General features: G+C 26.4%; 2 protein-coding genes. Both read left to right on the top strand.

Going from position 1 to position 1533, the window contains the following annotated elements; genetic code table 11:
- Positions 1–246 precede the first annotated feature (246 nt).
- On the top strand, positions 247–402 hold the full coding sequence (locus tag KPL38_RS19185; protein WP_216290735.1) for a hypothetical protein: 156 nt from the start codon (positions 247–249) through the stop codon (positions 400–402).
- 529 nt (positions 403–931) lie between these two features.
- Positions 932–1417 (top strand): DUF4883 family protein, encoded by a 486-nt coding sequence (locus KPL38_RS19190; RefSeq protein ID WP_281419381.1) that lies wholly within the window; start codon positions 932–934, stop codon positions 1415–1417.
- The last annotated feature ends 116 nt before the right edge of the window (positions 1418–1533 follow it).

The following is a 1533-nucleotide window of genomic DNA, read 5'->3' on the forward strand; positions in this document are numbered from 1 at the left end:
ATTTAATCATCTCATATTTCTCTTGAATTTTCCACCTAATTTTCATCTAAAATGTTATCTAAAATGTTATCCACAGCGGTTTCCGCAAGCTGTTTCCTATATAATAAAAAATTTAAGATACTCCTTCATTATAAATAACACATTTAACATAAATTTATAATGCATAAATTATATGTAGTCTATCTATATAGTGGACTCAATTAGTATAACATTCGCTATACTAGATAATAAAGGGAGCGATCAGTAATGTTAAATACACCTTTTAAAACTGAATCAAACCATAGATTGTATAAATTTGAAATTAAAATTTCTAGAGCAATTAACATTGATAAATTTTATTATATAATAAAAAATAATGAAGAAATTTTGAAATGGTTGAAAATCATGAAATGTAAATTATAATATACCCATCTTATTTAATAGAATATTTTTTATTTGAAAATATAAGCTTCTACTAACTGTAATCATATACCTTTAGCAGAAGCCCTAGTTTTGACCGAGTAAATCTCACATCACCAAAATTTCTAGTCTTTTTAGGCTAGTTATCTCTATTATTATATTAGCCTGTCCCTCTGTTACACATACTAATGCATTTGCTAAAGGTGAATATATACTTATTTATTAACCTTTAGCAAATGCAAATAGTGTTATTTACTTAAGTAAGAAACATAGAAATTGCTGACATATTCCAATTATGAGAATTTAAAATATGCTAATATTACCATCTTGTGTACTAAAATATAACTAGTCAACATATTTTATTTAAAGGAGAGTTAAATCATCTCCTTGGTCGCTGCAACTGTCTCTGAATAAGTCTTACCCCTTTGTAGTGCGCTAGAGTAGATAACAATTCTCAATTATTATAACATGTAACCCCACTTATAGAAGTTGGGGACTTTCCTTCTGAAATGTCGTTAAAGGATGTGATTATTTGAATATTAAACGAAATAAATGTATTTTAATCATTATATGTATTTTTTTCTCATTAGACCTCTTCGGCTGTAAATACGATTTTAATAAAAGCATTTATATAAAAAATAAGCCAAACGATTTTTATTATACAAATTTATTAATGAAAGATTTATCTCAGGAAAAACCAGTGGAACTTTATACTCTATATATGAATTTTTATAAAAAGAAGGATTTTTCTAAAGATAACTTATCTACTTTTATACAATTTTTTAACTCATTGAATAATAATAGCTTCATATCTAAGCCAGCAAATTTGCCAAACAAACCATTGTATAAAATATTTGTAACTTTTAGTGTCAATAAATATGTCATAAATATCTATAATGATAAATACATTTCGATATATCCCTGGGACGGTAACTACAGCATGGATTATATTGACACAAGTAAAATGTACAAAGCATACAATCTTTTTGGTCTATGCAAATACCTTATACCTAAATAGGGTATTGTCAACTGAATTTGAAAATGTCCCAAAAAGTTTTAATTATTAGCACCAGCAATAGCTGGTGCTTTATTACGTTTTTAACCTATTTTGGGGTATAGCAAACACATCTTAAA

The sequence above is a fragment of the Clostridium psychrophilum genome, assembly GCF_018861705.1.
In the GTDB taxonomy this organism is placed as follows: Bacteria; Bacillota; Clostridia; order Clostridiales; family Clostridiaceae; genus Clostridium_AD; species Clostridium_AD psychrophilum.

Coding starts and splice junctions, on each gene's coding strand:
- KPL38_RS19185 (WP_216290735.1), top strand. CDS start 247: ATGTTAAATACACCTTTTAAAACTGAATCAAACCATAGATTGTATAAA.